This window comes from Ruegeria arenilitoris, assembly GCF_013035425.1.
Lineage (GTDB): Bacteria > Pseudomonadota > Alphaproteobacteria > Rhodobacterales > Rhodobacteraceae > Ruegeria > Ruegeria arenilitoris_A.
Genome location: NZ_WQHX01000006.1, coordinates 184,253 through 207,780, shown reverse-complemented (window position 1 = coordinate 207,780; position 23,528 = coordinate 184,253). Strand labels below are relative to the sequence as shown.

The window sequence follows — 23,528 nt, the reverse complement described above, 5'->3', positions numbered from 1 at the left end:
AACAACTTTATTTCAGTCATTGCTCAGAAGTCAAAAGGTGCAGAAGCTCAGTTGCTGCCCGAACAGGTATGTAGTCATTTCTCATGATGAGGGATGTCGAGACGTTGCAATACGGCTGCGGGAGAGGCGAGAGTTCCAAGCTCTGACTTGCTAACGAGTTTTTGAATGCGTTTCGAGGTGCTACCGCACAACCTATTTCCGCTGCAACGCACCCCAATATCCCGTCGAAAGTTCCCATTTCCAGAAGCTCCGTATCAGGTTTTCCGATAGACCTGAGCCAAGTCTCAGTGGTTGCGCGGTAGTGACACCCAACAGGAAAAACCAAATAGGGAGGATCTGACGGCAGGTTCTTGGAAGATGCAATTACCAGTTCTTCCTCGAACGCCGGTGTTGCCCGAAATCTGTTTTCATCAACAGGGCCTGCTACGAACGCGGCGTCAAGTTCACGTTTCCAAACCGCCTGCATCAGCTGGGCAGTTGGGCCGGTCGTCAGGGAAAGCCGAGCATCGGGACAAGCCTCTCGCAAATCTTTCAGCAATGTCGGCAATCTGGCTGACGCAGTAGTTTCCATCGCTCCCAGCCTAAGGTTGCCCGACCCATTTGCTATGTCATTCAGGTTGCTTTCAACAGACCTGATTTCTTCAGACAACCTGTCCAGATGCAGGTGCGCTATTTCTCCAAACGGTGTCAGTTGTGCGCCACCGCGACCGCGGGTGAATAGTTTTTGCCCGTATTGCTCTTCCATACGAGCAATACGGTGCGTCACGTTAGACTGCACTGTTCCGAGTTTTTGAGCAGCGGCAGCAAAGCCACCTTGTTCGGCTACAGCGAGAAATGTTCGAAGCAATGAAAAATCCATAGATCGAATTTACAGATATTAAATTCCACAATCAATCATTTTTTATAGCATCAATGGTTTGCTATATCGGGGTTAACGAGATTCTAAGGAATGAAGACGTGGAACAAAAACTTCAAACCCGCCTGACTGAGATGCTTGGCATCGAACATCCAATTTTACTGGCGCCAATGGATCTTGTTTCCGGGGGCAAGCTTGCCGCCGCAGTAACGTCAGCAGGTGGCTTGGGTCTGATCGGGGGTGGCTACGGAAACCTCGATTGGATGAACACGGAATTCGAAGAAGCCGGCAATCAAGCGGTTGGAGTAGGGTTCATCACTTGGAGCCTTTTGCAACAACCGGGCCTTTTGGAACAAACGCTAAAGCTTAACCCCAAAGTACTTATGTTATCTTTTGGCGACGGAACCGAAGCCGTCGAAAAGGCGAAAGAAGCTGGGGTGCCGACGCTTTGGCAGGTTCAGCGGCTTGAGCAAGCCAAAGCAGCAATCGCCGCTGGTGTAGATATCATTGTCGTTCAAGGCCAAGAAGGAGGCGGTCACGGGATGGACCGCGGGTTGACGGCCTTGCTGCCGGCTGTAAGAGATTTAGCGGGTCCGGAACAAGTCATCGTTGCTGCAGGCGGAATCGCTGATGGCCGCGGTCTGGCCGCTGCGCTGATGTTGGGTGCAGATGGAGTTATGATGGGAACGCGTTTCTGGGCCAGTAAAGAAGCAATTGGATCAGAGAAAGCCAAGCAGCTGTTGGTTGAAACCAAAGGAGATGACACTGTTCGGTCGAAGGTTTTCGATGTCACCAGAGGGCTGGATTGGCCCTGGCACTTCACCGGTCGCGTAGTTTCGAATGACTTTGCCAAAAAGTGGCATTCAGAAATAGAAGCGCTGAAGCAAGACGCCGAAAATCAGCGAGCGGTCTATGAAGCCTCGGATCCCAATGATTACGCAACGCGGGTTCTAATAGCTGGCGAGGCGTTAGATTTGATCGACACAATCGAAAGTGCCGAACAAATTGTTGAGAAAACGGTCTCTCAAGCTGCCGAGTTGCTAAAAAGCAGCGCAGGTGCGTTGGTAGCGTGAATTAAACTCTGCCAAAATTGATTTTGTACCCCCTCCTCCTCTCCCCCCCTGTCCCCTCTTCCCCTTTTCGTAGGGGAGGGGGGACACCTTTTTGAATAACTGCGCAAAAGAAACCGCAAAAGCATTCAACGAAATATCATAAAAAGAATAGCTTAGGTGCGCTTCAACAAACCGACACTCTAAATCTGATCGTTAGACCGCCCAACTTATTTTTTCATTCGATCGACAACTGCTGTTTCGAAGACAATTCACAATCTAAGTTTGTAGGCCGTATCGACCACAAAGGTCGTTTTTGGGTTTGTCGTTAACACTTTATAAAACCTTCTTGGCGACTTAGGCGCCTAGAAAATAGTGCCGGAGCCCTGACGTTAATGAAAGCGAACCGAAACGCGATTGGAGCTTTACTAAAACTGGCCCGACGAACTTCCGAGCACCTTCTCCTAAATATCGACAGCCAAACTTCAGAAGATCGAAAAGAACTGATTGCCATAATGTCGTCCGCAATCGACGGTATCGAAACGACTTCTGTTGATACTAAGACACCCTCTCAAACGAATGTCCGAGCGTTGCGCCATGCTCCAAAAGTTTTTGGGGCAAGCGTGCCGCCATCTTTGGATGGGCTGCGTCAGGCTGCATTTTCAGCCTTTGGGTATGTCAATTGGGCTGAGTTCTATGCCGAAAACAACTGGAGCAGACCATTCCTCTCGGAGTTCGCTAACGGAGAAGGCGTTGGGCCGGATGGGGTACTGACAAATCACGAAGTCATTTTGGGACTGTTCTTGATGGGGCCAAATACATATTACCCGCCACATGCTCATCCCGCAGAGGAATTTTATGTTGTGCTATCCGGCGATGCGTCGTTTCAGGTGGGTACTGGCGGGCAACCAAATCGAAAACATCAGGGCGATGTTGTTGTGCACCGAAAAAATGAGGTGCACGCAAGCCACGCTGATCATTTTCTACATGCTGTTTCACTTATTAGGTGCAATTCAATTTCGGCCTCAGCCGAAATAGGTTTCCAAGAACTTTAGGATCGTAATTCCGATGATCCCGAAAATGACGAAAGTTAAACCGACATTACATAGGAAATTCGCCTTGGTTGACGGTTTTCTACTCGTATTAATCTGCGAAGAAGATTCTTCAGCCTGATCCATGTCCGAGTGCATTGGTGTCGTCAAAAGTGCCGCTAGCAAAAAGGCACCGCCTAGTACTACGAAAAGTAAAGCAACAGCCAAGCCTATCTTCATTTTGGAAGCTCAACTTTTTAGTCGAAATGCCGGCGCTTTGGATTGGACAAATTTGTAAATTCTTTAATGTAAAAATTGGTCCCAAGCTCTTCCCGAGGATAAGACCCCGGGAAGAAATCTAAACCAGCTTCCTAACTTGGTTAGGTTGCCACGTCAAAATCGACGGCAGTGTATTTTTTGTCCAGATAGTCTTCCAGACCTTGGCTGCCGCCTTCCTTGCCCAGACCACTTTCCTTGACACCACCAAACGGCGCTTCAACCGTTGTGATCAGGCCAGAGTTTACGCCAATCATTCCGTACTCCAACCCTTCGTTGAGACGCATGATTCTGCCAAAATCTTTGGTATATGCGTATGCACAGAGGCCAAACTCAGTATCATTCGCCATAGCGATTGCTTGGTTTTCGCTGTCAAAGCGGAAAATAGGAGCGAGTGGTCCGAATATTTCTTCTTTCGCAACGCGCATGCTTTGATTGGCTTCAGTAACCACGGTGGGATGGAAGAAGGTACGGCCAAGCTCATGCCGGGTTCCGCCTGTCGCGACTTTTGCACCGCGGTCAACTGCATCAGCCAACAGTTCTTCTACCTTTGCCAGGCTGTCATCATCGATCAGTGGCCCTTGTTGAACACCTTCGTCAAGGCCATTACCAATTTTTAAGGCGTTGGTTTTTTCAACAAGCTTTTCAACGAATGCATCATATACGTCCGAGTGTACGTAGAAACGGTTGGCGCAAACACAAGTTTGTCCTGAATTTCTAAATTTCGAAATGATAGCACCTTCAGCAGCGGCATCCAGGTCGGCATCTTCAAAGACCAGAAACGGCGCATTGCCGCCCAATTCCATGCTGACTTTCTTGACCGTGTCCGCAGACTGCCGGATTAGTTCTTTTCCGACTTCGGTCGAACCTGTGAAAGTAACTTTGCGTACATCCGGAGAGCTCATTATCGCGCCACCAATTTGACGGGCAGAACCTGTCAGAATATTCACGCTTCCTTTGGGAAATCCGACCTCTTCGCAAAGTGCACCCCAGGCCAATCCTGAGTACGGCGTGGCAGTGGCTGGTTTTGCGACCACGGTGCAGCCAGCTGCTAGAGCCGGGCCGAGTTTGCGGGCCAACATCGATGACGGGAAGTTCCACGGGGTGATCATGCCAACGACGCCCACGGGGTGAGTTGTAACAAGGAACTTTCTGCCGTTCGTTGGCGAGGGAACAATCTCACCTTTGGTTCTGCGGATTTCTTCGGCGAACCAACGGACATAAGCAGCCCCAATGGTAATCTCGCCCAGAGATTCAGCGAGTGGTTTGCCTTGTTCAATTGTGAGAAGTTCCGCAAGGCTCTGTTTGTTGTCCAGCAGGGCGTCTTGCAGGTCCCAAAGAAGATTGACCCGTTCGAGCAGTGGCATCGATGAAAACTCAGGGAACGCTAGTTTAGCAGCTTCAATTGCGCGCAGGGTCTCTTCTGTGCCGCAGTTCGGAACAGTTCCGATCACTTCGCCGGTCGCAGGATTCTGGACGTCGATCAGAGCATCCGAGTCAGCGGCAATCCAGTCCCCGCCTACATAGCATGCTTCTCTCAAGTACTTTTGGTAGCTCACATATATCTCCTTAGTCTTCTTGTTGAACGCTTTCGGTGAACCTTTGAGGTCACCTGAGGCGTTAAAGAGTTTTTACTTCACTGTTAGATCGCAGTGTTTGATTCCGGGGCAGCGGCTCAATTTCTTTGGGCACCCAAGAGTATTTTGGAATAGGTGTCCACACCTTGAGCCCCGGAAACGGCAAAAGACGGTCGAATGACCACAGTTGGTACACTGCTGACCCTTAAATCTGTCCAGTAGCGTTGGCATGTGCGAACGGCCATGGCTCTGCTTTCTTCTTCAAGGACTTTACGCACGTTGTCGTCGGGCAGCCCTACAGAGTCTGCAATTTTGACCAGTATTTCAATGTCACTGATATCTTGTCTTTGACCGAAGAAGGCTTCAAACAGCTTGATCGAAACGTCCTGGGATTTGTCGTAGTCTCCGGCATAGTTAACTAACTGATGAGCTTTGAATGTGTTGTACATTCGCATTTCATCAAAATAGTCGAATTTAAATCCAAGTTCGGCTCCGATTGCAGATATCCTTTCGCGCGATAGAATGCTTCCCTCCAAAGTTGTCCCATACTTTTCGGCCATATGCGCCCGAAGGTTTTGCCCTTCTTTAGGCAATTTGGGGTTCAACTGAAACGGTTGCCAACTGATTTTGACGTCGACGCCTGTATTCTCGGACGCCGCCTTTAGTTGGTGGAATGCAATGGCACACCAAGGGCATACGATATCTGAAATAAAATCGATTTCGACCGTAGCCGGATCGGATGTTTTTTGAGTGAGTGGATTTGACATTAACAACTGCCAGTTAGAGTGGGATTCGATGTTTAAGGCACATGGTTTGTTCGCCGTCGCCGTCGTCGAAGGAAGTCGGCTGTATCCCTACCGAAAACCTAACTTAACGGTGATCTCGTTGGTTACCGCACGTTTTATGCGCCATCGAGAATAGGTTGGGTTTTAAAGAGTTGTGGTTGACTTTCCATCAGATGACGACGAGGGCAGTATTTCGCAGAATGGTTCCGATATACACTGCTGGGTTTGATTTTAACAAAGCATTGCCACCCATTACAGTGATTGTTAACGGAACTTATTATCTGAAAAAATGATCATATGTCCGACTTTTCCGCCACATCACAAATTCCCTGATTTAGCCCGCTTGGTTAACGTGAACCATTCCGGAAATGAAAATCGATAGAATATTGACCTAAGGAACCAATCCCAAACTACAGCGATGCGGTTCACACTTGTTCGTTTCGATCTATATCTTTCGCTGCCTTGATCTTCGGAGTATCGAGGTAAGATTTGACTAGATTGACCCAAAGTTGTGCTCCCGGAAGCAGGATCTCATCGTTAAAGTCATACTTTGGGTGATGCAGAGGGTGCCCGTTTTCTCCGTTTCCAATTAAGACGTAAGATCCAGGCTTGCGTTGCAGAAATTCTGAAAAGTCATCGCTGACGGTCATTTGCCGAACAATACCTTCCACGAGTGAAAGACCGGGTGACGCCTGTATCACGGAACGCGCAAAGTCCGTCATTTCAGGATGGTTGTTTACGGCCGGAGTGTGATGCCCAAACGTCAATTCCGCAGAGACACCAAATGATAATTCGATGCCCTTCACGATTTCGCGGATTCTTTTAATGATCTGGTCGCGGGAAGTTTCGGAAAAAGAGCGAATATTTAACTTTTACTCTGATTGATCTGGTATGACGTTGTGCGCCTCTCCTGCATGTATTGCACCTATGGTCAATACTGCGGGGTCAACAGGATTAAGTGTCCTTGAAACGACAGTTTGCAAAGCAACGCCAAGATTGCATGCGGCGACCACTGGATCTCGGGCAAGATGCGGAAAACCGGCGTGCCCACCAAAACCTTTAAGAGTGATCGTAACGTCGTCGACGGCGGCCCAGAATGGACCTTCAGCAAGTCCAAAATGTCCTGCTGGGAGACCGGGTATATTATGCAGTCCAAAATAGGCGTCGGTTGGAAATCTGCTCTCCAACTCATCTTGAAACATTGCCTTTGCACCTTCACCGACTTCCTCGGCGGGTTGAAAGATCGCTACAAAAGTTCCATCGCAAAACGGGCTTCGGGCAAGTTCATAACAGGCGGCCAGCAGGATCGCTGAGTGGCCATCATGACCACATGCATGCATCACACCGGGGTTTTGGCTTGCGTGTTCAAGGCCGGTTTCTTCCAAAATGGGTAAAGCATCGAAATCGGCACGCAAACCAACCGATTTGGACGCGGTTCCCCGTCGCAACACGCCAACGACTCCGTAGCCGCCTATTTTGTCGCAAACCTCAAATCCCCATCCATTAAGAAGTTCAGCAATTGTCGCCGATGTGCGTTCTTCTTTTTGCGACAGTTCAGGAAAAGAATGAAAGGCTTTACGAATTTCGACAAAGTAATCGACGCACTCCGCTAGCGGTTTCATGGAAGCCGTTCGATATGTGTGAGCATGCAGCCAGCCTTGGCAGTGTGAGCGTTGATATAGGCTACATCTGGGCGTTCAAAAATTTTCGCGATTGCTTCAGCATGCTTTCCATGTGGCTCGACGATTTCACCTGCGTCGTATACCGCCATGCCATTTTCGTCGAATGCCCTGTAGGAAACCAATCGGTTTTTGACGATCTCTGGAACGGTATTTTCTTCGTCAAAACGATCACAGTCATATGCAGAAACAAAGATCGCCATGGGATTCCCGTAAACGCTTTGGGGTTTGGGTGGCTTGTGGGCAAGCAGCAACATGCCATCCTTTGCTGACATTTCGCGGAGCGTATATCGGCAAGGATAGGTATCGTCCTCGAAGATCTTCTTTATAGAGTTTCCAACGTCATCCGACTCTGCGGTCTGATAATTCCTAAATGCTTCGTCAGACAAAGGGACGCATCTAAAGCCAGCCATATTTTTCTCCAGCAAAGTTATGGGGAAAGCGATTGGTTCTTTCCAAAATCCGCCATGCGTTCAATTTCTACAGAGTTACTGTCGATGCCAGCGACCCGTTTCTTGCGCAAAGGTAAGAGGCAGCCGTTAGGAGCTTCGTTTGAGACCTAGGCATAATTTCTTACGCTTCATTCAAATCTAATTTGAATCGAAGCAGGTGTTTGGAATTTTCCTTGTCGAAATAAAATCAACATTTTAGTGACCGCGGGGATCGGTTTATGGCCAACCCCCGCGATCTTGAACTTACCCGTCTTTGGTCTACGCCGACGACCGTTTCTTGCGAAACTCTTCGACAGGTAAGCCACCCAAGCCCCAGTCTTCTGTTTCAACCACATCAATAACGACCACTGTCGAAGCCGGGTTTTTGCCTAGCACGTCAACCAGTAGGTTCGTTACCCCAGAGATAAGTTTAGCTTTGTTTTCTGGGGTTGCGTTTTCGGGCGTGATTTTAACGTTTACATAAGGCATTCAATTTTCCTCTTAGACGTGTTCGTAGTGGAAAATTTTCGACATGATCTGCCAACGACCCTCATCTCGCACCAAGGTCAGAAAGTCGATGTATGACTTTCCTGCCAAGGTGCAGAGGTACTTAACAAACGCGGTTTTTGGGCCTGCAAAGTCAATCGAAACAATTTGATCAATGCGAGGTTCGCCGCGCTCCGAAGCAGGCTCGCGCTGATCAACCACTCCGAAATAGGTTGGCATATCCATTAATAGCAATTCCTCGTCGCTTGCTGTCGCATACAAGGCATGCTTGTGCAGCACTTTGCTCAGGCGCTTTGAGTCCGCGTGATACAAGGACTCAAAGTACTCATCGATCAAGTGCTCGATTTCTGCGATGTCGGACTTTGCCATATCAGATGAGTCCTTCAGCCTTCATGGCAGCCTGAACGCTGGGGCGGTTACGGATGCGATCAGCGAACTTAGACACATTTGGCCACTGGTTGATATCGATGCCAACCATTTGCAGCCAGGTCGAGACGGTGAACAGATAAGCGTCCACGATGGAGAACTTGCTGCCCATCAGGTATTCACGGCCGTCTTTGAACATGTCCTCTGCCATATCAAAGCGCGACACGACTTTTTTCTGCGCGGCTTCTTTCAATTCGTCCGTTGAAGAAGCGTCGAACAGAGGTGCAAAGCTTTTGTGTACTTCTGCCGCAACAAAGTTCAGTGCAGAATGCAATTTCGCGCGCTCGATTGTACCTGCCGCGGGGGCCAGTCCGGATTCAGGGAACTGATCGGCCAGATACTGAATGATCGCAGATCCTTCTGTGATCACGTCTCCGGTCGATACGCGCAGGGCAGGGACGTAACCTCTTGGGTTGACCTCTTTGTAGTCGCCACCTTTATCTGTTGTTTTTTCTGCCAGGTTCACCTGAGTGAGATCGAATTCAGCGCCAACTTCACGCAAGACGATATGCGGGGAAAGCGAGCAGACACCTGGTGTATAAAAAAGTTCCATTAGGTTCTCCGATGTTAAGGATCAGGCGAAATGCCTGCTTGCAATAGCTAATCAAGGCGATAACATTTGGTAACCAGCTAAAAACATGTTACTGCACTTTAAGGTAACGAGTTGGTAACCAAGTGACCAATTCGCCATGATGCCAAACAAGGAGTTGGAATTGCCGTTGAAGAGAAGAAAAAATGTTTCAAAAAAACATGATCCAATGTGCCCACTCAGCGAATGCATGCAGTTGATCGGAGGCACGTGGACACCCAATATCATTTGGTACCTTGCCGGAGGCGCCCGCCGGTTTTCGGAACTTCGTGCGGATATTCCCGGAGTTTCCGCAAAGATGCTGAGCTCACGTTTGAAACAGATGGAGGACAACGGCCTTGTACGGCGTACTGTAGTGGAAACGCATCCGCCGACAGTTGAATATGAATTGACTGATTTAGGCGCAGAGCTTTTGCCAGCGATTGAGGCGATTGTCGCCGTCGGTAGGAAACTCAAGGGTGAGGACGAAAAATACCAAGTTGACGAGGAAACGCAGCTTGTTTGAAACGTCGCGTCTGTATTTAGTCGAAACGTGGTCATTTGAATGGACTTGATTTCTGAAGATACTAATATTCTTGATAAGTTTGTTGGTGAGAACTCATTTCTGGACACAGAAATTGAAGAAATTAGGATTTTTGGTCACGGTAGCCTAGCCATAGTGGAAATTCAGCTGCTAATGCGTCCCCAGTCTGACTGGAAAAAGGTGCTTCTTAGGTTTTGTGGATGCGAAAGTTACAATTTCCACCATTCGTCTGACTGCGCGTTTGGTATTGTGGAACGCTTCAAGTTTATCGTTTTGGAAAACGATAACTTTTATATGTCGTTTGATCCGTATGACGATAGTGAGATAGTTTCGCCCGAGGATAACGATGTGGTCTATTCCCAAAGCATACAAGCTTACATTTTGGCTCGAAAGTAGAACAACCTTTTAAAAGACTGTTTCGATTCCCGTTAGCGCATTCAATTGCCTATTCGTGACTATAATTTGTCGCGAAGTTACAATAATCGACTTTTGTGAGCGACGTTGTTCAGTTGAGTTGTTGATTTCACTACCGGTTCATAACTACGCAACATGTCAGAGGTCTGCTTCGAAATGATAGCGAATAATTCCTCCGCCGATTGTTTTGTTCGACTGTTTCTCTGCTGTTTCAGTTTTTGTTTCTCGTAAGCCATAAGATCGATACAAATTTAAGGCTGGCAGCTGTAGCTCTGAGGTACTCAAAAGTAACTTTGTAAAACCCATTGAGCGAGCGGTGCGAATTGAATGATCGAACAACTTTTTGCCTAGGCCCATTCCTCTTGAATCAAGCCGCAAGTACATTCGCCGCAATTCGGCAACCCCGTCTCGAACCGTTTCAAGTCCGTACATTCCAATCACTCTATCACTCAATTCAGCGACAAAGAATCCACCGTTTCGATCGGAATAGTAACCTTCAATATCATCGAATTCCTTCTGCAGGCTTATGACAATATAATCCTCGAAAGCATCGGCCATGTCGTTCGGCGCGATATCACGGTTTGCTTCTATGAAGATGGACCTGACATCGTCTATGTCACCTTTTTCGAACCCTCGGATCACTATTTGTGCAACCATGGCTTCTGCCTTTGTTAACGTTATGAATTGGGAGTTAAGGAAATCGAGTTGACTGCCACCGACATAGTGCACCGTTACAGAAAATATTTCTGGGTCGGCTTCGGGTGCAAAAAACATTTTTCTTTGATGGCCGCTTAGGACATATCAAGTTTTTAATCCTGAGGCGTTTGGTTGGGCAATCAAAACGGTACAGTGACGAATTTCCATTATGGACTCATTCGATCAAGTCACGATTTAGGGGTTGAGAAAATCTCGGAGTTTACTCGCTCAATCTCTGTTTCGTACCAGGCAACCGCTCCGGAAAAATCTTTCTGCAATTCCTCAGCGAATGAGTTTGGCGCTTCGGTATTTTCATCATACTTCGTCGACCATAACATCAAGTTGAGTAGGGCAGGGAGAAGGTCCCGAGCTTTTCCCGTCGGAAAGTAGCAAATCCTGCTGGCTTTGCGGGGATCAACCTCTCGGTCGAATATTCCTTCAGTTTCAAGTTTGGACAGGCGATTTGCAAAAAACAAGAGGAATTAGCTAATACCTTCTCCTTTCGTATGGTTCGATAATGTCAGTACTAAACGCGCCAAGACAAATGAGTTTATGCAGCAGACTTTTGGCTGGGTACCGGACGACATTGGGAAAATGACGTTCTTGACGCTTAATGGACAAGACAAACCGTTTGCAGCCATCACGGATGAAATGGAATCGGTATCGGGCTGGGTGCCATTTTTGGAAGTCGATGGTTTGCCTGTGGCAGTTTTTGACGCCAAAAATCGCGGTGCGTCCATTATCGCAGAGGATCTTCAAGGCCCAGCAGGTGTAGCCACATTCATCCTTGACCCCGGTGGCGCAACGATCGCGCTGTGGAAACGCGCGTCCGGTGCATAGGGACTGGACGATGAAAACTTTTCTTTCCTCGATCGCCTATATTCTGGTGGTATTCCCGCTCGCCCTTGGGTGGCATGTTGGTTTGTTTAAAGAACAATACGAGAGTTTTGGTTATTTTGCTGGCGAACCTAACGTGTTCATCGGCTTGCTGACAATTGTGATTCAGGGGATCGCTCTCGCGTCGATTTTTCCGTTGTTTCACACCGGTAGCGTTGGAATGGTTCGCGCGTTTCAGTTTTCCTCGTTGATGGGGATCTTCTTTTGGACATCACATGTGCTGGCCTTTGTTGCGAAACAAAATGTGCCAAATGCTGGTGGGTTTGTTTTGTTGGAGACAGGGTATCTCGCGCTTCAATTTGGAATTTATGCCTTTCTATTGAGCCTTATCTATCGAGCTGAGATCTGATGCATTGGGATGCCGCAACCATGCAATTGGTTCCGTCTCCTCTTCGGATTGCCTGTAAAAGTTGACTCGGCCAGAGCGTTGACCGAGTCCTTGCTTTGGTCTGAGCTTGTTTGCGTCTTGGTGAAGAAGCCATTATCAGAATTTGCTGTTTTTCGTGAACGTTTCCGGGATGTCTTTTTTGTCCTCAAACGTCCTGCTGTCTGCTTCGATCAGACAAATCGGTTTACGTAGTTTTCCAAATACTCTTGCTGTCCCGAACACGGCTTGGGATTTATCCCTTGATCCAAAACACGAGCAGTAATTTCTTCCAGGCCAGACTCCAACATGGACTGAGCCTCGTCTGTTTGCCAACCTGAATATCTCTTCGCCAACTCCATTTCCAGGCCGCCGTCCTCGACCATTGCCGCTGCCGCCTTAAGCCCTCGCGCGCAGATATCCATGGCTCCAATATGTGCTGCAATTAGGTCTTGTGGGTCAATCGACTGACGGCGCAGTTTTGCGTCAAAGTTTGTTCCCCCTGTCGAAAAACCTCCTGACTTCAATATGTGATAGTAGGCTAAGGCAACTTCGGGCGTATTGTTGGGAAATTGGTCTGTGTCCCAGCCAGACTGATAATCGTTCCGGTTCATGTCGATGGAACCGAGCATTCCTTCTGCGGTGGCCACCGCTATTTCATGCTCAAAACTGTGGCCGGCTAAGATAGCATGGCCCTGTTCCAAGTTTAGCTTTACGTCGTTTTCCAGTCCGTATTTTCTTAGAAACCCGATGCAGGTTGCCGCGTCGAAGTCATACTGGTGCTTTGATGGTTCTTGCGGCTTGGGTTCTACCAGAATGGTTCCCTTGAATCCGATCTTGTGCTTGTAGTCGACAACCATGCTCAGAAAACGGCCCATGTGATCGAGCTCTGCTTGCATGTCTGTGTTCAAAAGGGTCTCGTATCCTTCACGCCCGCCCCACAGCACATAATTTTCTCCGCCGAGCTTATGGGTGGCGTCAATGCATGACTTCACGGTGGCAGCAGCAAAAGCAAACACATCAGGATCAGGGTTGGTGCTTGCGCCAGCCATCCAGCGGCGATGACTGAACATATTCGCCGTTCCCCACAAAAGCTTTGTGCCAACCGATTGCATCTTTTCACCGATATAGTCGGTGATTTCTTCAAGAGTCTTCAGGTTGGCAGCAAAATCCCCCTGCTCGGGTCGGATATCGGCATCGTGCCAGCAAAAATAGGGTTGTCCAAGAATTTCAAACATCTCGAACGCCACATCGGCCTTCATCTTGGCCCGTCCCATGTCATCCTGGGGATGCCATGGGCGTTCAAATGTGGCGCCGCCGAAAGGGTCTCCTCCCTCCCAAGCAAACGAATGCCACCACGCTACGGCAAATCGCAAGTGATCTTCCATGCGCTTGCCCAAGACTATCTCGTCCGGGTTGTAATGGCGGAAGGCCAGCGGGTTTGTACTTTCCGCGCCTTCAAATTGGGCTTTTTCAATCCCCTCAAAGAAATCACTAATCATAGTTGCCCCCTAATCTGCCGTTTGCCCGGGCTGCTTGCCGAGGATGATCATGGATAAAAGGTCATCGTCTGTCACATCGGCGATGTTCACTGTTCCTACCAGTTTTCCGTTCTTCATAACGGATGCCCGGTCACACAACTCCATAACGGCGTGCACATCGTGATCGATCAGAAAAATTCCTATTCCCTGTGCCTTTAACTGGTGGATCAAGTCGGCAACCATCTGTGTTTCGTGTGGCCCCAACGCAGCGGTTGGTTCGTCCATAATCAAAATTCGGGCGTTAAAATAAACCGCCCTGGCAATCGCAACCGACTGTCTTTGTCCACCGGATAGGGCTGAGACCGGATCGTTGAACTTTTGAAAGTTTGGGTTCAACTGAGCCATAATTTTTCGGCATTCAGCCTCCATCGCGGCGTCATTTACCAACCCCATCGGAGTGACCATTTCTCGTCCGAGAAAGAGATTGGATGTTGCATCCAAGTTGTCAGCCAAAGCCAGAGTTTGATAGATAGTTTCGATGTTGTTGGCCCTGGCGTCACGCGGGTTGTCAATGTCGACTGGCTTGCCGTCAATCAGAATTTCGCCTTGGTCCATTTGATAGGCACCAGACAAAACCTTAATCAGCGTCGATTTGCCTGCTCCGTTGTGGCCTAAAAGTCCAACAACTTCACCGGGGTAAAGATCGACCGAGACGTGATCAACCGCTTTGATACCGCCGAATGATATGGAAATGTCGCGCATTTCCACTAACGGAGGCGCACCTGACCCCCGGCCCATATTTGCGGTCGTATTTTTTGTGTCCTGATCTTGCATCACTTTGCCCCCAAACGCTTGCGGTAGACAATGTCGATATAGACGGCCAAGACCAAAACAGTGCCGACGACAATGTTCTGAAACGGTGCGTCGACACCTACCATGGCCATGCCAGATTGAAGGGCCTGCATGATTAGTGCGCCCAATATCGCGCCGTATATCGTCCCGATTCCACCTGACAGGGCTGTACCTCCGATGACTGCAGCGGCAATCACCCTTAGTTCGTCAAGCGTGCCGATGTCATTGGAATGATTGGCCAATCGCGCAGAGGCGACCACTGCTGAAACGGCACAAAGGAATCCCATAAGAGCGAAAACCTTTACGGTTAACCACCGGGTGTTGATACCGGAAAGCTCAGCGGCGTCGGGATTGCCACCAGTCGCAAATATATAGCGACCAAATCTCGTTTTACGCGCCACAACTGTCAAAATGACTGCCACAATGATCAGAATTAGAACCGAAATTGGAATGCCGTAGCCAACGACTAACCCTTCGGGCATTGTTTCGCCGCGTGCCTCAAACATGCGTTCCAATCTGCGGGTAGGTATTTGGTAGCTGTTTACAATGTAAACGTAACCCAGGATGGAGACTGTCATGATAGCTGCAAGGGTTGACTCCGCCCAAACTGGTTTGACGGGAAAACCGTGTGCAGCTTTTGCTCGCCTGCTGCTCCACAATGCCCATATTGCGACTGCCGCGGCCAGAAAACCAAACATCCAACTTGCCGTGGTGCCCAATGTTCCGTTGGTTCCGCCGAACTTTAGAAAGTTGCTGTCCAAGGGGCCGATAGTCTGTCCGCTGGTCAGATACCAAGCAACGTTTCGCCAAACCAGAAATCCGCCAAGAGTCACAATGAATGCCGGGATCGTAAGATAGCCGACCATCCACCCATGAAATGCTCCGATCAGGGTTCCGACCAAAAGTCCGATTACAATTGTGATTGCCCAGGTTGCCGGATTGTTCAAACCCATGCCCAACATGTGGGGCAATAACTCGGTCTGAGTCATTGCCATTACTGCAGAGGTCGTTGCCAACAGTGCACCCACTGACAGGTCGATGTGGCGTGTGACGATTATGAAAACCATTCCGCACGCCATAATTGCCACTGACACGGTCTGAATCGATAAGTTGAACAGGTTTCGCGGTGTAAGGAACCGCCCGTCTGTGACGATGTTGAAGCCAATGCAAAGGATGACGAACGCGCCGATCATTCCCAAAAGCCGCATGTCCAATTCCAATTGTTGGAATAGGCTGGCCTTTGCTTTTTGAGGAACCGGCTGAGACGAAGTTTCGGTCATTTCCGATCTTTCATATTCAGCTAGTGTCCCCGACCTGAGGGCCGGGGACAGCGTGTTTTAGTTACAGGGTGCAGGTCCGTTTTCAACACCCTGGCAAAGGTCTGCTAGTGGAATCCAACCGGCATCTACAACGACCGAAAGGTTGTCTTTTGTGATTGGTACCGGGGCAAGGAATACCGAATTCATCTCGGTGCCACCAGGCGATGTCCAGCTGACCGCGCCTTCGATGTCACCTGGGCTGGTACCGCCACTAAGAGCCACTGCGATTTCGCCTGCCGCTTTCCCAAGTTCGCGCGCGTCTTTCCAAACCGATACTGTTTGGGTTCCCAAAGCGACCCGGTTCAACGCCGCATGGTCGCCATCCTGTCCCGAGACGGGAATACCTTCCATGCCCTGTGCGGTCAGAGCAGCTACAACACCGCCGGCAGTTCCGTCATTAGAGGCAACAACGGCATCGACATTGTTTTCGTTCGCTGTCAGAATTTGTTCCATATTACGCTGCGCGTTTGCCGGAAGCCAGCCGTCAGTATATGCCTCACCGACAATTACAATGTCTCCGCTGTCAACTGCAGCCTGAATGATTTCTTGCTGTCCGCCCCGTAGGAAATCGGCATTCGGGTCGGTCGGCGACCCTTTGATCATGACGTAATTACCCTTTGGCATCGCGTCAAAGACTGCACGCGCCTGCATCCGGCCAACTTCGACATTGTCAAAAGTCAGATAGAACGCACGATCGTCTTCGATCAATCGATCATACGCTATGACAGGAATACCCTCATCAGCAGCGGCCTGTACTGCCGGGCCGATTGCTTGTGCGTCTTGTGCAAGAATGATCAGTGCGTCCACACCCTGAGCGATAAGGCTTTCAATGTCCGACAGCTGTTTTGCAGAAGACGATTGAGCATCCGCTGAGATGTATTCAGCGCCGCCTGCTTCTAATGCTGATTTGATCGCCGCTTCGTCTGTCTTCCAGCGTTCTTCCTGAAAGTTTGACCAGCTTACGCCAACAACGGGGTCTGCAAAAACAGCCGAGCCCATCAATGCAACCGCAGCCGAAAAGCTGAGAATTCTTTTCATGATTTCCTCCCAAATGCCGAGTCATCCTGTCGTGATTCGTGACTCTCGAATTTTGAGTACCATATTTATTTCAGCGGGTAAAATATTTAACCTATCGGGCGCGTGAATTTCCTAATAGATTGACCAAATGACGAGATTCGCGAGGAAAGAATGCTAAGCAACAAGGACTCGCCGGTTTCCTTGGACCAAAGGAATGCCACCCGCTTGCGGGTTCTCGAACACATTAGAACAAGAGGGGCGACATCGCGTATTGATATTGCCACTGCTTTGAATACCAGCCCTGCAACGGTTACCGCTGCTACCGCCGATCTAATTTCAGCCGGGTTGATCAAAGAGGTTGTAGGGGAATCAAAGTCGAAATCTGCGAAACGAGGCAGGCCAAGAGTTTTACTGCAACTGGACGGAAGCTCTTATTTCGTTGCAGGTTTGAAAATCGCACGACAAGTAATTTCAGTTTTGTTGGTCGACTTTGAAGGCAAAGAAGTCACCTTGCACACGCATTCCTTGAACAAAACCAGTATGTCGCCACGCGATTTGGTGAAAACAATATACACTGCACTGGAAGAGGCTTGTTCACGGACAGAAATGACGATTGGTGACTTGTCTGGTGTATCAATTGGGATAGCAGGACTGGTGGATGCAAAAAGGAATTTTGTTCATTGGTCGTCATCCTTGACCGAGCGAAACGTGGATTTTAGTCGATTGTTCAAGGAATATATTCCCTGCCCTGCGTTTATCGAAAATGATGCAAATCTGGTTGCAAAGGCGGAACAGCTTTTTGGATTGGGAATCGGGCTCAGGAACTTTCTTGTCGTTACAATCGAACACGGTGTCGGCCTTGGAATTGTGCTGGATGGAAAACTATACCGAGGAGAGCGCGGGTGTGGAGCTGAATTTGGCCACGCAAAAGTTCAACTGGATGGTGCTTTGTGCCAATGCGGTCAGCGAGGGTGCCTTGAAGCTTACGTCGGTGATTATGCTCTGATCAGAGAGATGACCGTTGCGACGCAAGATAGAAAGCCAGAAACGGTATCCGATATACACGAACGGGCCAACTCGGGTGAGCAAATGGCGATATCAGTACTGAATCGAGCCGGTCAGATGTTTGGTCTTGGGATCTCCAATTTGATCAACTTGTTTGACCCAGAGTGCATCATTTTGTCTGGCGCCCAGATGAGTTTTGAACATTTGTGTTCGGACGAAGTCATGGATCGGATTCAGAGCGGAGTAGCCAACGTAGATGCTCCTTTGCCCGACATAAAAGTACATCACTGGGGTGATCTGATGTGGGCCAAGGGCGCGGCTGCATACGGCATCGAACAGGTGTCGATTCTTAAAGTCAAAGAGTTGCCGACGAATGCGGCCTGAGCTTATCGTTTCGATCGTAGTCGCGACGGCTGCCGATGCCGAGACAAAAATCCCAAGTTTTGCGACAGTAGAAATTCCTGCACATGTATACGACGGTGGTTGGGAACATTTCGTCGGTGGAGGTGTAGCCGTTTTCGATTGCAATGGTGACGAATTGCCCGAGCTATTTGTGGCGGGCGGTTCCAATCGATCTCAACTTTTCAAAAACACATCCTCCGACAAAATTTCGTTTACAATCGATACACCTGATGAATTGTCACTGACTGGGGTGACCGGGGGTTATCCGATTGATGTCGATAGCGATGGCATCCTTGATCTTGTTGTCTTGCGCGTGGGCGATGACCTTTTGTTTAAAGGCAATCTTGATTGTGAATTTAGCCCATTCAGTGAATTTGATTTTCAGGCCGAGGATCATTGGACAACAGGTTTCTCGGCGACATGGGAAGGCAGACAAACACTGCCTACTTTGGCGTTTGGAACCTATGTTGATCGGTTCGATCCAAATGGTCCTTTCGGAACCTGCGGACCAACTGTTCTTTATCGCCCAGAGGAAGGGAAATACCGCAAGCCGGAACATTTGGAGCCAGGTCACTGCTCACTGTCCATCCTGTTTTCAGACTGGGCACGAAACGGCCGTGCAGACCTTCGGGTCAGTAATGACCGGCATTATTATGTCAACGATGGGCAAGAACAGTTATGGGCCATGGAACCTGCGCCACGGCTTTATTCGCTTGAAGAGGGATGGATGCCATACTCAATCTGGGGGATGGGTATCGCGTCACGTGATCTAAACGGCGATGGGTTTCCCGAAGTTTACCTTACATCAATGGGCGATCAGAAACTTCAGGTTTTCGACTCCGATGTCGATGGGCCAACATGGCGCGACGCAACTTATGAAAAAGGTACAACGGCCCACAGGCCACACGTAGGGGGCGACGGTCGCCCTTCGACTGGATGGCACGCCCAGTTCGGCGATTTTAACAATGATGGTTTAGACGATATTTTCGTAGCCAAAGGAAATGTTGAGCAGATGCCCGATGCTGCCCTTTACGATCCTAACAACATGTTATTGCAACAAAGGGACGGTCAATTCTTTGAAGCTTCGGTTGAAGCGGGCATCGCATCCATGTCCAAGTCCCGTGGCGCGGCAATCATGGATTTGAACAACGACGGCAAACTGGACTTGGTGGTAGTCAATCGGGGAAGTGAACTCGAAGTCTATCAAAACCAGCTCCAAACTGGGAACTGGTTGATGTTGGATGTCGTGCAGAAGCGACCCAATCGAATGGCGGTGGGTGGATTTATCGAGATCGAAACTTCGATTGGACGGCAAGTCAGAGAAATAACTATTGGAGGAGGCCACGCAAGCGGGATTGCAGGTCTTCATCATTTTGGGCTTGGTTATGACGAGCTTGTTACAGTTAGGGTCATTTGGCCCGATGGCGTCGAAGGTGACTGGCAGGCCTATACCCCAAACCAGATAGTCAGAGTAACTAGGTAACTAATTTTCAACTGGCAGACCGCTTGGAACCTCTTTCGGAACACCCAACCGATTTGCAGGGTCTTCCAGAGCGCCGAGAAAGGCCAAGATCGCGCTGATTTCTTTATTTGTCAGGCTAATCTCCGGCAGGTCATTGCTGTCCAAGATCGCATTTAGCTGAGCCGAGTCCAATAGCGACCGCGTGTCGTCAGATTTCGGGATCTCAGGTAACAGAGCCAATTCGACGGAGTACGTGCGTAAGGATGTAGAAGGGTCTAGATGATGACGTATGATGTCTTCGAGTTGTGAAAAAGCACCATTATGCCCGTACGGCGCCGTTAACGTGACATTCCGCAAAGATGGTGTGCGAAACGCAAATGCATCTTCCGGATTGCCGGTTACACGCAGTCGTCCATCATCTCTGGCATGGTTCTCAAATCGCGCCGCTTTTCCCGGCCCAATCTGCGGCATCGCTATAGAATGAAATTTGTGATCTGTCTGGAACCACCCAGAGTGGCATTCGCTGCACCCTGCCTTTCCGTAGAACAGCTTTAAGCCAAGGCTCGCTTCCTCGGACAATGCTTCCTCACCTCGCATTGATCTGTCGAAGGCGCTGTTGTCAGCGCGCCATTCAAAGACGATAAAATCAGCGATCGCATTCGCTATCGCGGTGAAGGTGATGTCTTCACCCGGCGAAATTTCTTCAAACCGCCGCTCGTATTCCGGAATTGCATCAACACGTGCTGCGATCAGATCCCATGCACCGCCTACTTGTGTTAGGAACCCCATTCGGACAGCTTTGCTAACGTCATTTTCTGAATAATGCCCTGCCATTTCATCCGGCGACAATACCGGGAACATGGCTTGTGCCGCCAAAGCAGATTTAAAACCCGGTCTCATGTGCATGCCCAAAGGCGTTCTTATACCATTCGGCTGCGCTGGATCTGTCTCAAGTCGTCCGTCATGAAAGAATGTCGTAAATTCCGTTGCGCCCAGATTCCAAAGACCAGGCGAATTGCGAGGAATTCGCTGTTCTGGAATATTCGTTAGGTCGATCAGTCGCTCGGTTCCCAAACCAATACCACCCTCTCCGATGCCAAGGGATAAGCCGTCTGATGTACCTAGTTTTGGGTGATGACAGGTTGCGCAGCTAATATTTTTGTTGCCTGAAAGTATAGGGTCGAAAAAGAGTAGTTGCCCCAGCTTAACACTTGATAGGTCCGGAGTGACGAATTCCGGGGTCGGTCCTAACGACTGCGCCCGAGCGCCAGATGACATCACCAGCAAAACACCTAAAATCGAAATAAGCAATTTGTAGATCATGTCTGGCACCCGGAAATTTCCAGCGTAAGTGTCTGACAGTAAGGATTTTCTGGTGTAGATATTACAGAGGGAAAGGATGGGATATTAATTGCATTGGGATATCCCGACGGTTCAATGCACAGCCCATCTCTGGGATAAAACGGAGTTTTCAGCTTGGCTCCAGAATAGACTTGGGCTCCGGGTTGATCTGAAAAAACACTTAAGGTCACTCCTGAAGGGGCGGCCAATTCTGCAACCAAGTTATCCGGTTTTCCATTGTTATCAAACAGGTAGTAATGGTCTAAGTCAGGTGAGGACGTTCCAATTACCGTTGCTGATGAAAAATCCAAACCCGTGCCTGCCGCATTCCAGATTTTACCAGATGGGACGTGTTCCTCGTCGAATTCAAGCAACTGATTTGAGTCGAGCATAAGTTTATGTTCGGAAATTCCCGTTGTACTGCCTAAAGAGTAGTAGTTGTGTTGAGTAATGCTAATAGGTGTTGGACGATCAGGTTGCGCGTGAAACGAGTACACTAGTTTTGGAAACTCAAGAGTTACCTGAACCTCAAATTTTACTTTACCAGGAAAACCGTTGTCCCCATCCGGTGAGGTCAAACGAAGCCGAGCTTCGGACGGCGAAATTCGTGAGATGTCCCAATACCGATGAGATAAACCAGCCGGTCCACCGTGCAGGGTATTTCGGCCCTCGTTTGCGTTTAGTTCAAAATGGGATGTCCCCAAAGAAAACTTGGCTCCTCCGATCCGGTTGGCGACGCGTCCAACAATTGCGCCCATGTAATTCTTGTCGGTCAAATACGCCTTTGGATCATCGTATCCAAGGATCAAAGGAATTTCGTCGTACCACCAGCCTTGCGTAATTGCTCCATAGCTCAACAAGGAAACGGTCATCGGACCGTCAGTTAGCAGAGTACATTCATCGGGGTCGCGATCTTCGCTTTGCAGTCTCATCGTGCGGCCAACGGTGAAAGCGCTGAATAATACTGAGTGTAGCGATGGTACCCGGTCTCATAAACATCGGCTAAGCCGCGTATTGGTTTGATAGTTTCTTGTTGCTCCGGAGGTGTCATGACGTCGGCAGGAGAGGAGCGGTTAGCGGCACAAACAGCTAATCGCGCCGCGCCTTTTGCTGCCCCGATTTCGCTTCCTTTAGGCAATGTCAACGGTGTGTTCAGCACCGTGGCAAGGGTTTCCAGCCAATACCGGGACCGGGCCCCTCCGCCGACAGCGAGTAAGTTGGACGGCTGTGTGCCAGTGTTCTTTAAAGCCTCAAGGCAGTCCCTCATTGCATAAGCAACACCTTCCATCACGGACTGGGTGAGGTCTGCCTGCTCGGTAGCAACATCTATTCCCATAAACGCGCCACGAATTGCGCTGTCGTTATGAGGAGTCCGTTCGCCTGACAAATACGGCAGAAATGTTATCGAAGACGGGCCAGTTATGTTTTGGGGCAAATCGGAAGCCAGCCTGCGAACTGGTTGGCCCACATTGCGTGAAAGCCAGTTCAAGCTGTTAGTGGCAGAAAGGATAACTCCCATCTGGATCCAGCGGTTAGGCACTGCATGGCAAAAACTGTGAACTGCGGTCTCTGGTGCAGGGCTGCAGGATTCCCGGGCTACAAGCAAAACACCCGACGTACCCAAGGACAAAAATCCATCGCCTTCGTTTATGCATCCGATCCCGCACGCCGCCGCAGCATTGTCGCCCGCGCCACCAGCAACAATGACAGGTTCGGACAAACCCCATTCTTGTCGCAGTTCGGGCCGAAGCTCGCCAGAAGACTCGCTCCCTTCAAGTAAGCGAGGCATTTGATCGAGACGCATATTGCTTAGTTCGAGTGCTGTATTCGACCAAGTCCGCGCGTTAACATCCAGCCACGATGTTCCCGCGCTATCGGACATTTCACTGACATATTCCCCGGTTAGCCAAAGTCTTAAGTAATCTTTCGGTAATAGAACTTTGGCGGTTTTGGAAAAGATATCAGGCTCGTGTGACCTAACCCATTCCAGTTTTGGAGCGGTGAAGCCAGGAAAGACGATATTTCCTGAAATCTTTCGCATTTCCGGATATTGGTCGAGCTTCTTCGCCTCGTCTGCGGACCTTGTGTCATTCCAAAGGATGCAGGGTCGCAAGGCATTGCCTTCACCATCAAGCAATGTCGCCCCGTGCATATGTCCGCTAAGGCCTATTCCTTTTAGCGCGCAAAATTCCTTGTTATTGGACGAGCGAAGATTTCCGATTACTTTCTCGCAAGCGGCCACCCAGTCCAGCGGAGATTGTTCGGACCAGCCGGGTTTGGGGTTCGAAGTTGTAATGGCAGCTTCGGCTTCGCTAATTACGACACCCGCTTCGTCCATAAGAATTCCCCTGAGCCCCGACGTTCCCAAGTCCAACCCAAGATACACTTTGCGCCCCTCTTTCGATTATTATTTCAGTGGGTAAAATTATTACGTAAAGACGTCTTGTCAACAAAAGTTTCACGAGTTTGGAACCTTTACCATACCTATCCCTGACTTCAAAAATGTGGCAGGTTCTTCCGCTCCTACGTATTCGGATTCGTATGTAATG

General features: G+C 49.3%; 27 protein-coding genes. 8 read left to right on the top strand and 19 right to left on the bottom strand.

Annotated features, from left to right (window positions below; genetic code table 11):
* Nucleotides 1-16: 16 nt before the first annotated feature.
* The gene (locus tag GOV45_RS17085) at nucleotides 17-859 is read right to left on the bottom strand and encodes a LysR family transcriptional regulator (RefSeq protein WP_170480008.1); all 843 of its coding nucleotides are present in this window, start codon (nucleotides 857-859) and stop codon (nucleotides 17-19) included.
* A gap of 98 nt (nucleotides 860-957) precedes the next feature.
* Between GOV45_RS17085 and GOV45_RS17080 the strand changes: the two genes are divergently transcribed.
* Nucleotides 958-1,929 (top strand): NAD(P)H-dependent flavin oxidoreductase, encoded by a 972-nt coding sequence (locus GOV45_RS17080; protein ID WP_217362376.1) that lies wholly within the window; start codon nucleotides 958-960, stop codon nucleotides 1,927-1,929.
* Between the two features lie 371 nt (nucleotides 1,930-2,300).
* The gene (locus GOV45_RS17075; RefSeq protein WP_170480004.1) at nucleotides 2,301-2,960 is read left to right on the top strand and encodes a dimethylsulfonioproprionate lyase family protein; all 660 of its coding nucleotides are present in this window, start codon (nucleotides 2,301-2,303) and stop codon (nucleotides 2,958-2,960) included.
* On the opposite strand, the gene GOV45_RS17070 is transcribed toward GOV45_RS17075, so the two are convergent.
* The 9 genes from GOV45_RS17070 to gstA all read right to left on the bottom strand — a co-directional run bounded on the left by GOV45_RS17070 (nucleotide 2,931) and on the right by gstA (nucleotide 9,170).
* Complete coding sequence (locus GOV45_RS17070; protein WP_170480002.1) at nucleotides 2,931-3,176, bottom strand: hypothetical protein; 246 nt, start codon at nucleotides 3,174-3,176, stop codon at nucleotides 2,931-2,933. The two genes, GOV45_RS17075 and GOV45_RS17070, sit on opposite strands and share 30 nt — an antisense overlap.
* A gap of 140 nt (nucleotides 3,177-3,316) precedes the next feature.
* Nucleotides 3,317-4,771 carry an NAD-dependent succinate-semialdehyde dehydrogenase gene (locus GOV45_RS17065; protein ID WP_170480000.1) on the bottom strand — a complete coding sequence of 485 codons (1,455 nt, stop codon included), beginning with the start codon at nucleotides 4,769-4,771 and terminating at the stop codon, nucleotides 3,317-3,319.
* Between the two features lie 116 nt (nucleotides 4,772-4,887).
* The gene (locus GOV45_RS17060; RefSeq protein ID WP_170479998.1) at nucleotides 4,888-5,556 is read right to left on the bottom strand and encodes a DsbA family oxidoreductase; all 669 of its coding nucleotides are present in this window, start codon (nucleotides 5,554-5,556) and stop codon (nucleotides 4,888-4,890) included.
* Nucleotides 5,557-5,999: 443 nt separating this feature from the next.
* Complete coding sequence (locus tag GOV45_RS17055) at nucleotides 6,000-6,380, bottom strand: M20/M25/M40 family metallo-hydrolase (protein ID WP_170479996.1); 381 nt, start codon at nucleotides 6,378-6,380, stop codon at nucleotides 6,000-6,002.
* Nucleotides 6,381-6,446: 66 nt separating this feature from the next.
* Complete coding sequence (locus GOV45_RS17050; RefSeq protein WP_170479995.1) at nucleotides 6,447-7,196, bottom strand: amidohydrolase; 750 nt, start codon at nucleotides 7,194-7,196, stop codon at nucleotides 6,447-6,449.
* Nucleotides 7,193-7,666, bottom strand: a complete 474-nt coding sequence (locus GOV45_RS17045; RefSeq protein WP_170479992.1) for a DUF1203 domain-containing protein — start codon at nucleotides 7,664-7,666, stop codon at nucleotides 7,193-7,195. The genes GOV45_RS17050 and GOV45_RS17045 overlap by 4 nt, the downstream gene beginning before the upstream one ends.
* Before the next feature lie 297 nt (nucleotides 7,667-7,963).
* A complete protein-coding gene (locus GOV45_RS17040) occupies nucleotides 7,964-8,173 on the bottom strand; it encodes a 2-hydroxymuconate tautomerase family protein (protein ID WP_170479990.1) in 210 nt (69 codons plus the stop codon).
* A gap of 12 nt (nucleotides 8,174-8,185) precedes the next feature.
* Nucleotides 8,186-8,560, bottom strand: a complete 375-nt coding sequence (locus tag GOV45_RS17035; RefSeq protein WP_170479988.1) for a nuclear transport factor 2 family protein — start codon at nucleotides 8,558-8,560, stop codon at nucleotides 8,186-8,188.
* Nucleotide 8,561: 1 nt separating this feature from the next.
* The gene (gene gstA, locus GOV45_RS17030; RefSeq protein ID WP_170479986.1) at nucleotides 8,562-9,170 is read right to left on the bottom strand and encodes a glutathione transferase GstA; all 609 of its coding nucleotides are present in this window, start codon (nucleotides 9,168-9,170) and stop codon (nucleotides 8,562-8,564) included.
* A 205-nt stretch (nucleotides 9,171-9,375) separates the two neighbouring features.
* Here gstA and GOV45_RS17025 point away from each other — a divergent pair, with 205 nt between their 5' ends.
* The gene (locus GOV45_RS17025) at nucleotides 9,376-9,711 is read left to right on the top strand and encodes a winged helix-turn-helix transcriptional regulator (protein ID WP_217362460.1); all 336 of its coding nucleotides are present in this window, start codon (nucleotides 9,376-9,378) and stop codon (nucleotides 9,709-9,711) included.
* A 39-nt stretch (nucleotides 9,712-9,750) separates the two neighbouring features.
* Nucleotides 9,751-10,125, top strand: a complete 375-nt coding sequence (locus GOV45_RS17020; protein WP_170479984.1) for a hypothetical protein — start codon at nucleotides 9,751-9,753, stop codon at nucleotides 10,123-10,125.
* Between the two features lie 156 nt (nucleotides 10,126-10,281).
* On the opposite strand, the gene GOV45_RS17015 is transcribed toward GOV45_RS17020, so the two are convergent.
* The gene (locus GOV45_RS17015) at nucleotides 10,282-10,917 is read right to left on the bottom strand and encodes a GNAT family N-acetyltransferase (RefSeq protein WP_170479982.1); all 636 of its coding nucleotides are present in this window, start codon (nucleotides 10,915-10,917) and stop codon (nucleotides 10,282-10,284) included.
* A 110-nt stretch (nucleotides 10,918-11,027) separates the two neighbouring features.
* Nucleotides 11,028-11,315: a winged helix-turn-helix transcriptional regulator gene (locus GOV45_RS23655; RefSeq protein ID WP_170479980.1), complete on the bottom strand. Its 288-nt coding sequence runs from the start codon at nucleotides 11,313-11,315 to the stop codon at nucleotides 11,028-11,030.
* A 76-nt stretch (nucleotides 11,316-11,391) separates the two neighbouring features.
* Here GOV45_RS23655 and GOV45_RS17005 point away from each other — a divergent pair, with 76 nt between their 5' ends.
* Nucleotides 11,392-11,679: a VOC family protein gene (locus GOV45_RS17005; protein WP_170479979.1), complete on the top strand. Its 288-nt coding sequence runs from the start codon at nucleotides 11,392-11,394 to the stop codon at nucleotides 11,677-11,679.
* 10 nt (nucleotides 11,680-11,689) lie between these two features.
* The gene (locus tag GOV45_RS17000; RefSeq protein WP_170479978.1) at nucleotides 11,690-12,085 is read left to right on the top strand and encodes a hypothetical protein; all 396 of its coding nucleotides are present in this window, start codon (nucleotides 11,690-11,692) and stop codon (nucleotides 12,083-12,085) included.
* Between the two features lie 209 nt (nucleotides 12,086-12,294).
* Here the strand turns inward: GOV45_RS17000 and xylA are convergent, their stop codons facing one another.
* The 4 genes from xylA to xylF are packed head-to-tail and all read right to left on the bottom strand — an operon-like array spanning nucleotide 12,295 to nucleotide 16,790.
* Entirely contained in the window at nucleotides 12,295-13,599 is a 1,305-nt protein-coding gene (gene xylA / locus GOV45_RS16995; protein ID WP_170480147.1) for a xylose isomerase, read from the bottom strand.
* Nucleotides 13,600-13,611: 12 nt separating this feature from the next.
* Complete coding sequence (locus tag GOV45_RS16990; protein WP_254448029.1) at nucleotides 13,612-14,415, bottom strand: ATP-binding cassette domain-containing protein; 804 nt, start codon at nucleotides 14,413-14,415, stop codon at nucleotides 13,612-13,614.
* Nucleotides 14,415-15,713, bottom strand: coding sequence for a sugar ABC transporter permease (locus GOV45_RS16985; RefSeq protein ID WP_170479976.1), 1,299 nt, complete (start codon nucleotides 15,711-15,713; stop codon nucleotides 14,415-14,417). The genes GOV45_RS16990 and GOV45_RS16985 overlap by 1 nt, the downstream gene beginning before the upstream one ends.
* A 57-nt stretch (nucleotides 15,714-15,770) precedes the next feature.
* A complete protein-coding gene (xylF, locus tag GOV45_RS16980) occupies nucleotides 15,771-16,790 on the bottom strand; it encodes a D-xylose ABC transporter substrate-binding protein (RefSeq protein WP_170479974.1) in 1,020 nt (339 codons plus the stop codon).
* A gap of 150 nt (nucleotides 16,791-16,940) precedes the next feature.
* Between xylF and GOV45_RS16975 the strand changes: the two genes are divergently transcribed.
* Both GOV45_RS16975 and GOV45_RS16970 read left to right on the top strand, forming a co-directional pair.
* Nucleotides 16,941-18,158, top strand: coding sequence for an ROK family transcriptional regulator (locus GOV45_RS16975; RefSeq protein WP_170479972.1), 1,218 nt, complete (start codon nucleotides 16,941-16,943; stop codon nucleotides 18,156-18,158).
* Nucleotides 18,148-19,659, top strand: coding sequence for a CRTAC1 family protein (locus tag GOV45_RS16970; protein ID WP_170479970.1), 1,512 nt, complete (start codon nucleotides 18,148-18,150; stop codon nucleotides 19,657-19,659). The genes GOV45_RS16975 and GOV45_RS16970 overlap by 11 nt, the downstream gene beginning before the upstream one ends.
* Here the strand turns inward: GOV45_RS16970 and GOV45_RS16965 are convergent, their stop codons facing one another.
* Genes GOV45_RS16965 through xylB form a run of 3 tightly spaced genes read right to left on the bottom strand, consistent with a single transcriptional unit; the run spans nucleotide 19,660 to nucleotide 23,365 of the window.
* A complete protein-coding gene (locus tag GOV45_RS16965) occupies nucleotides 19,660-20,961 on the bottom strand; it encodes a cytochrome-c peroxidase (RefSeq protein ID WP_170479969.1) in 1,302 nt (433 codons plus the stop codon).
* Nucleotides 20,958-21,911, bottom strand: coding sequence for an aldose epimerase family protein (locus tag GOV45_RS16960; RefSeq protein ID WP_170479967.1), 954 nt, complete (start codon nucleotides 21,909-21,911; stop codon nucleotides 20,958-20,960). The genes GOV45_RS16965 and GOV45_RS16960 overlap by 4 nt, the downstream gene beginning before the upstream one ends.
* Nucleotides 21,908-23,365, bottom strand: coding sequence for a xylulokinase (gene xylB, locus GOV45_RS16955; protein WP_170479965.1), 1,458 nt, complete (start codon nucleotides 23,363-23,365; stop codon nucleotides 21,908-21,910). Before xylB ends, GOV45_RS16960 begins: the two co-directional genes overlap by 4 nt.
* Between the last annotated feature and the right edge of the window lie 163 nt (nucleotides 23,366-23,528).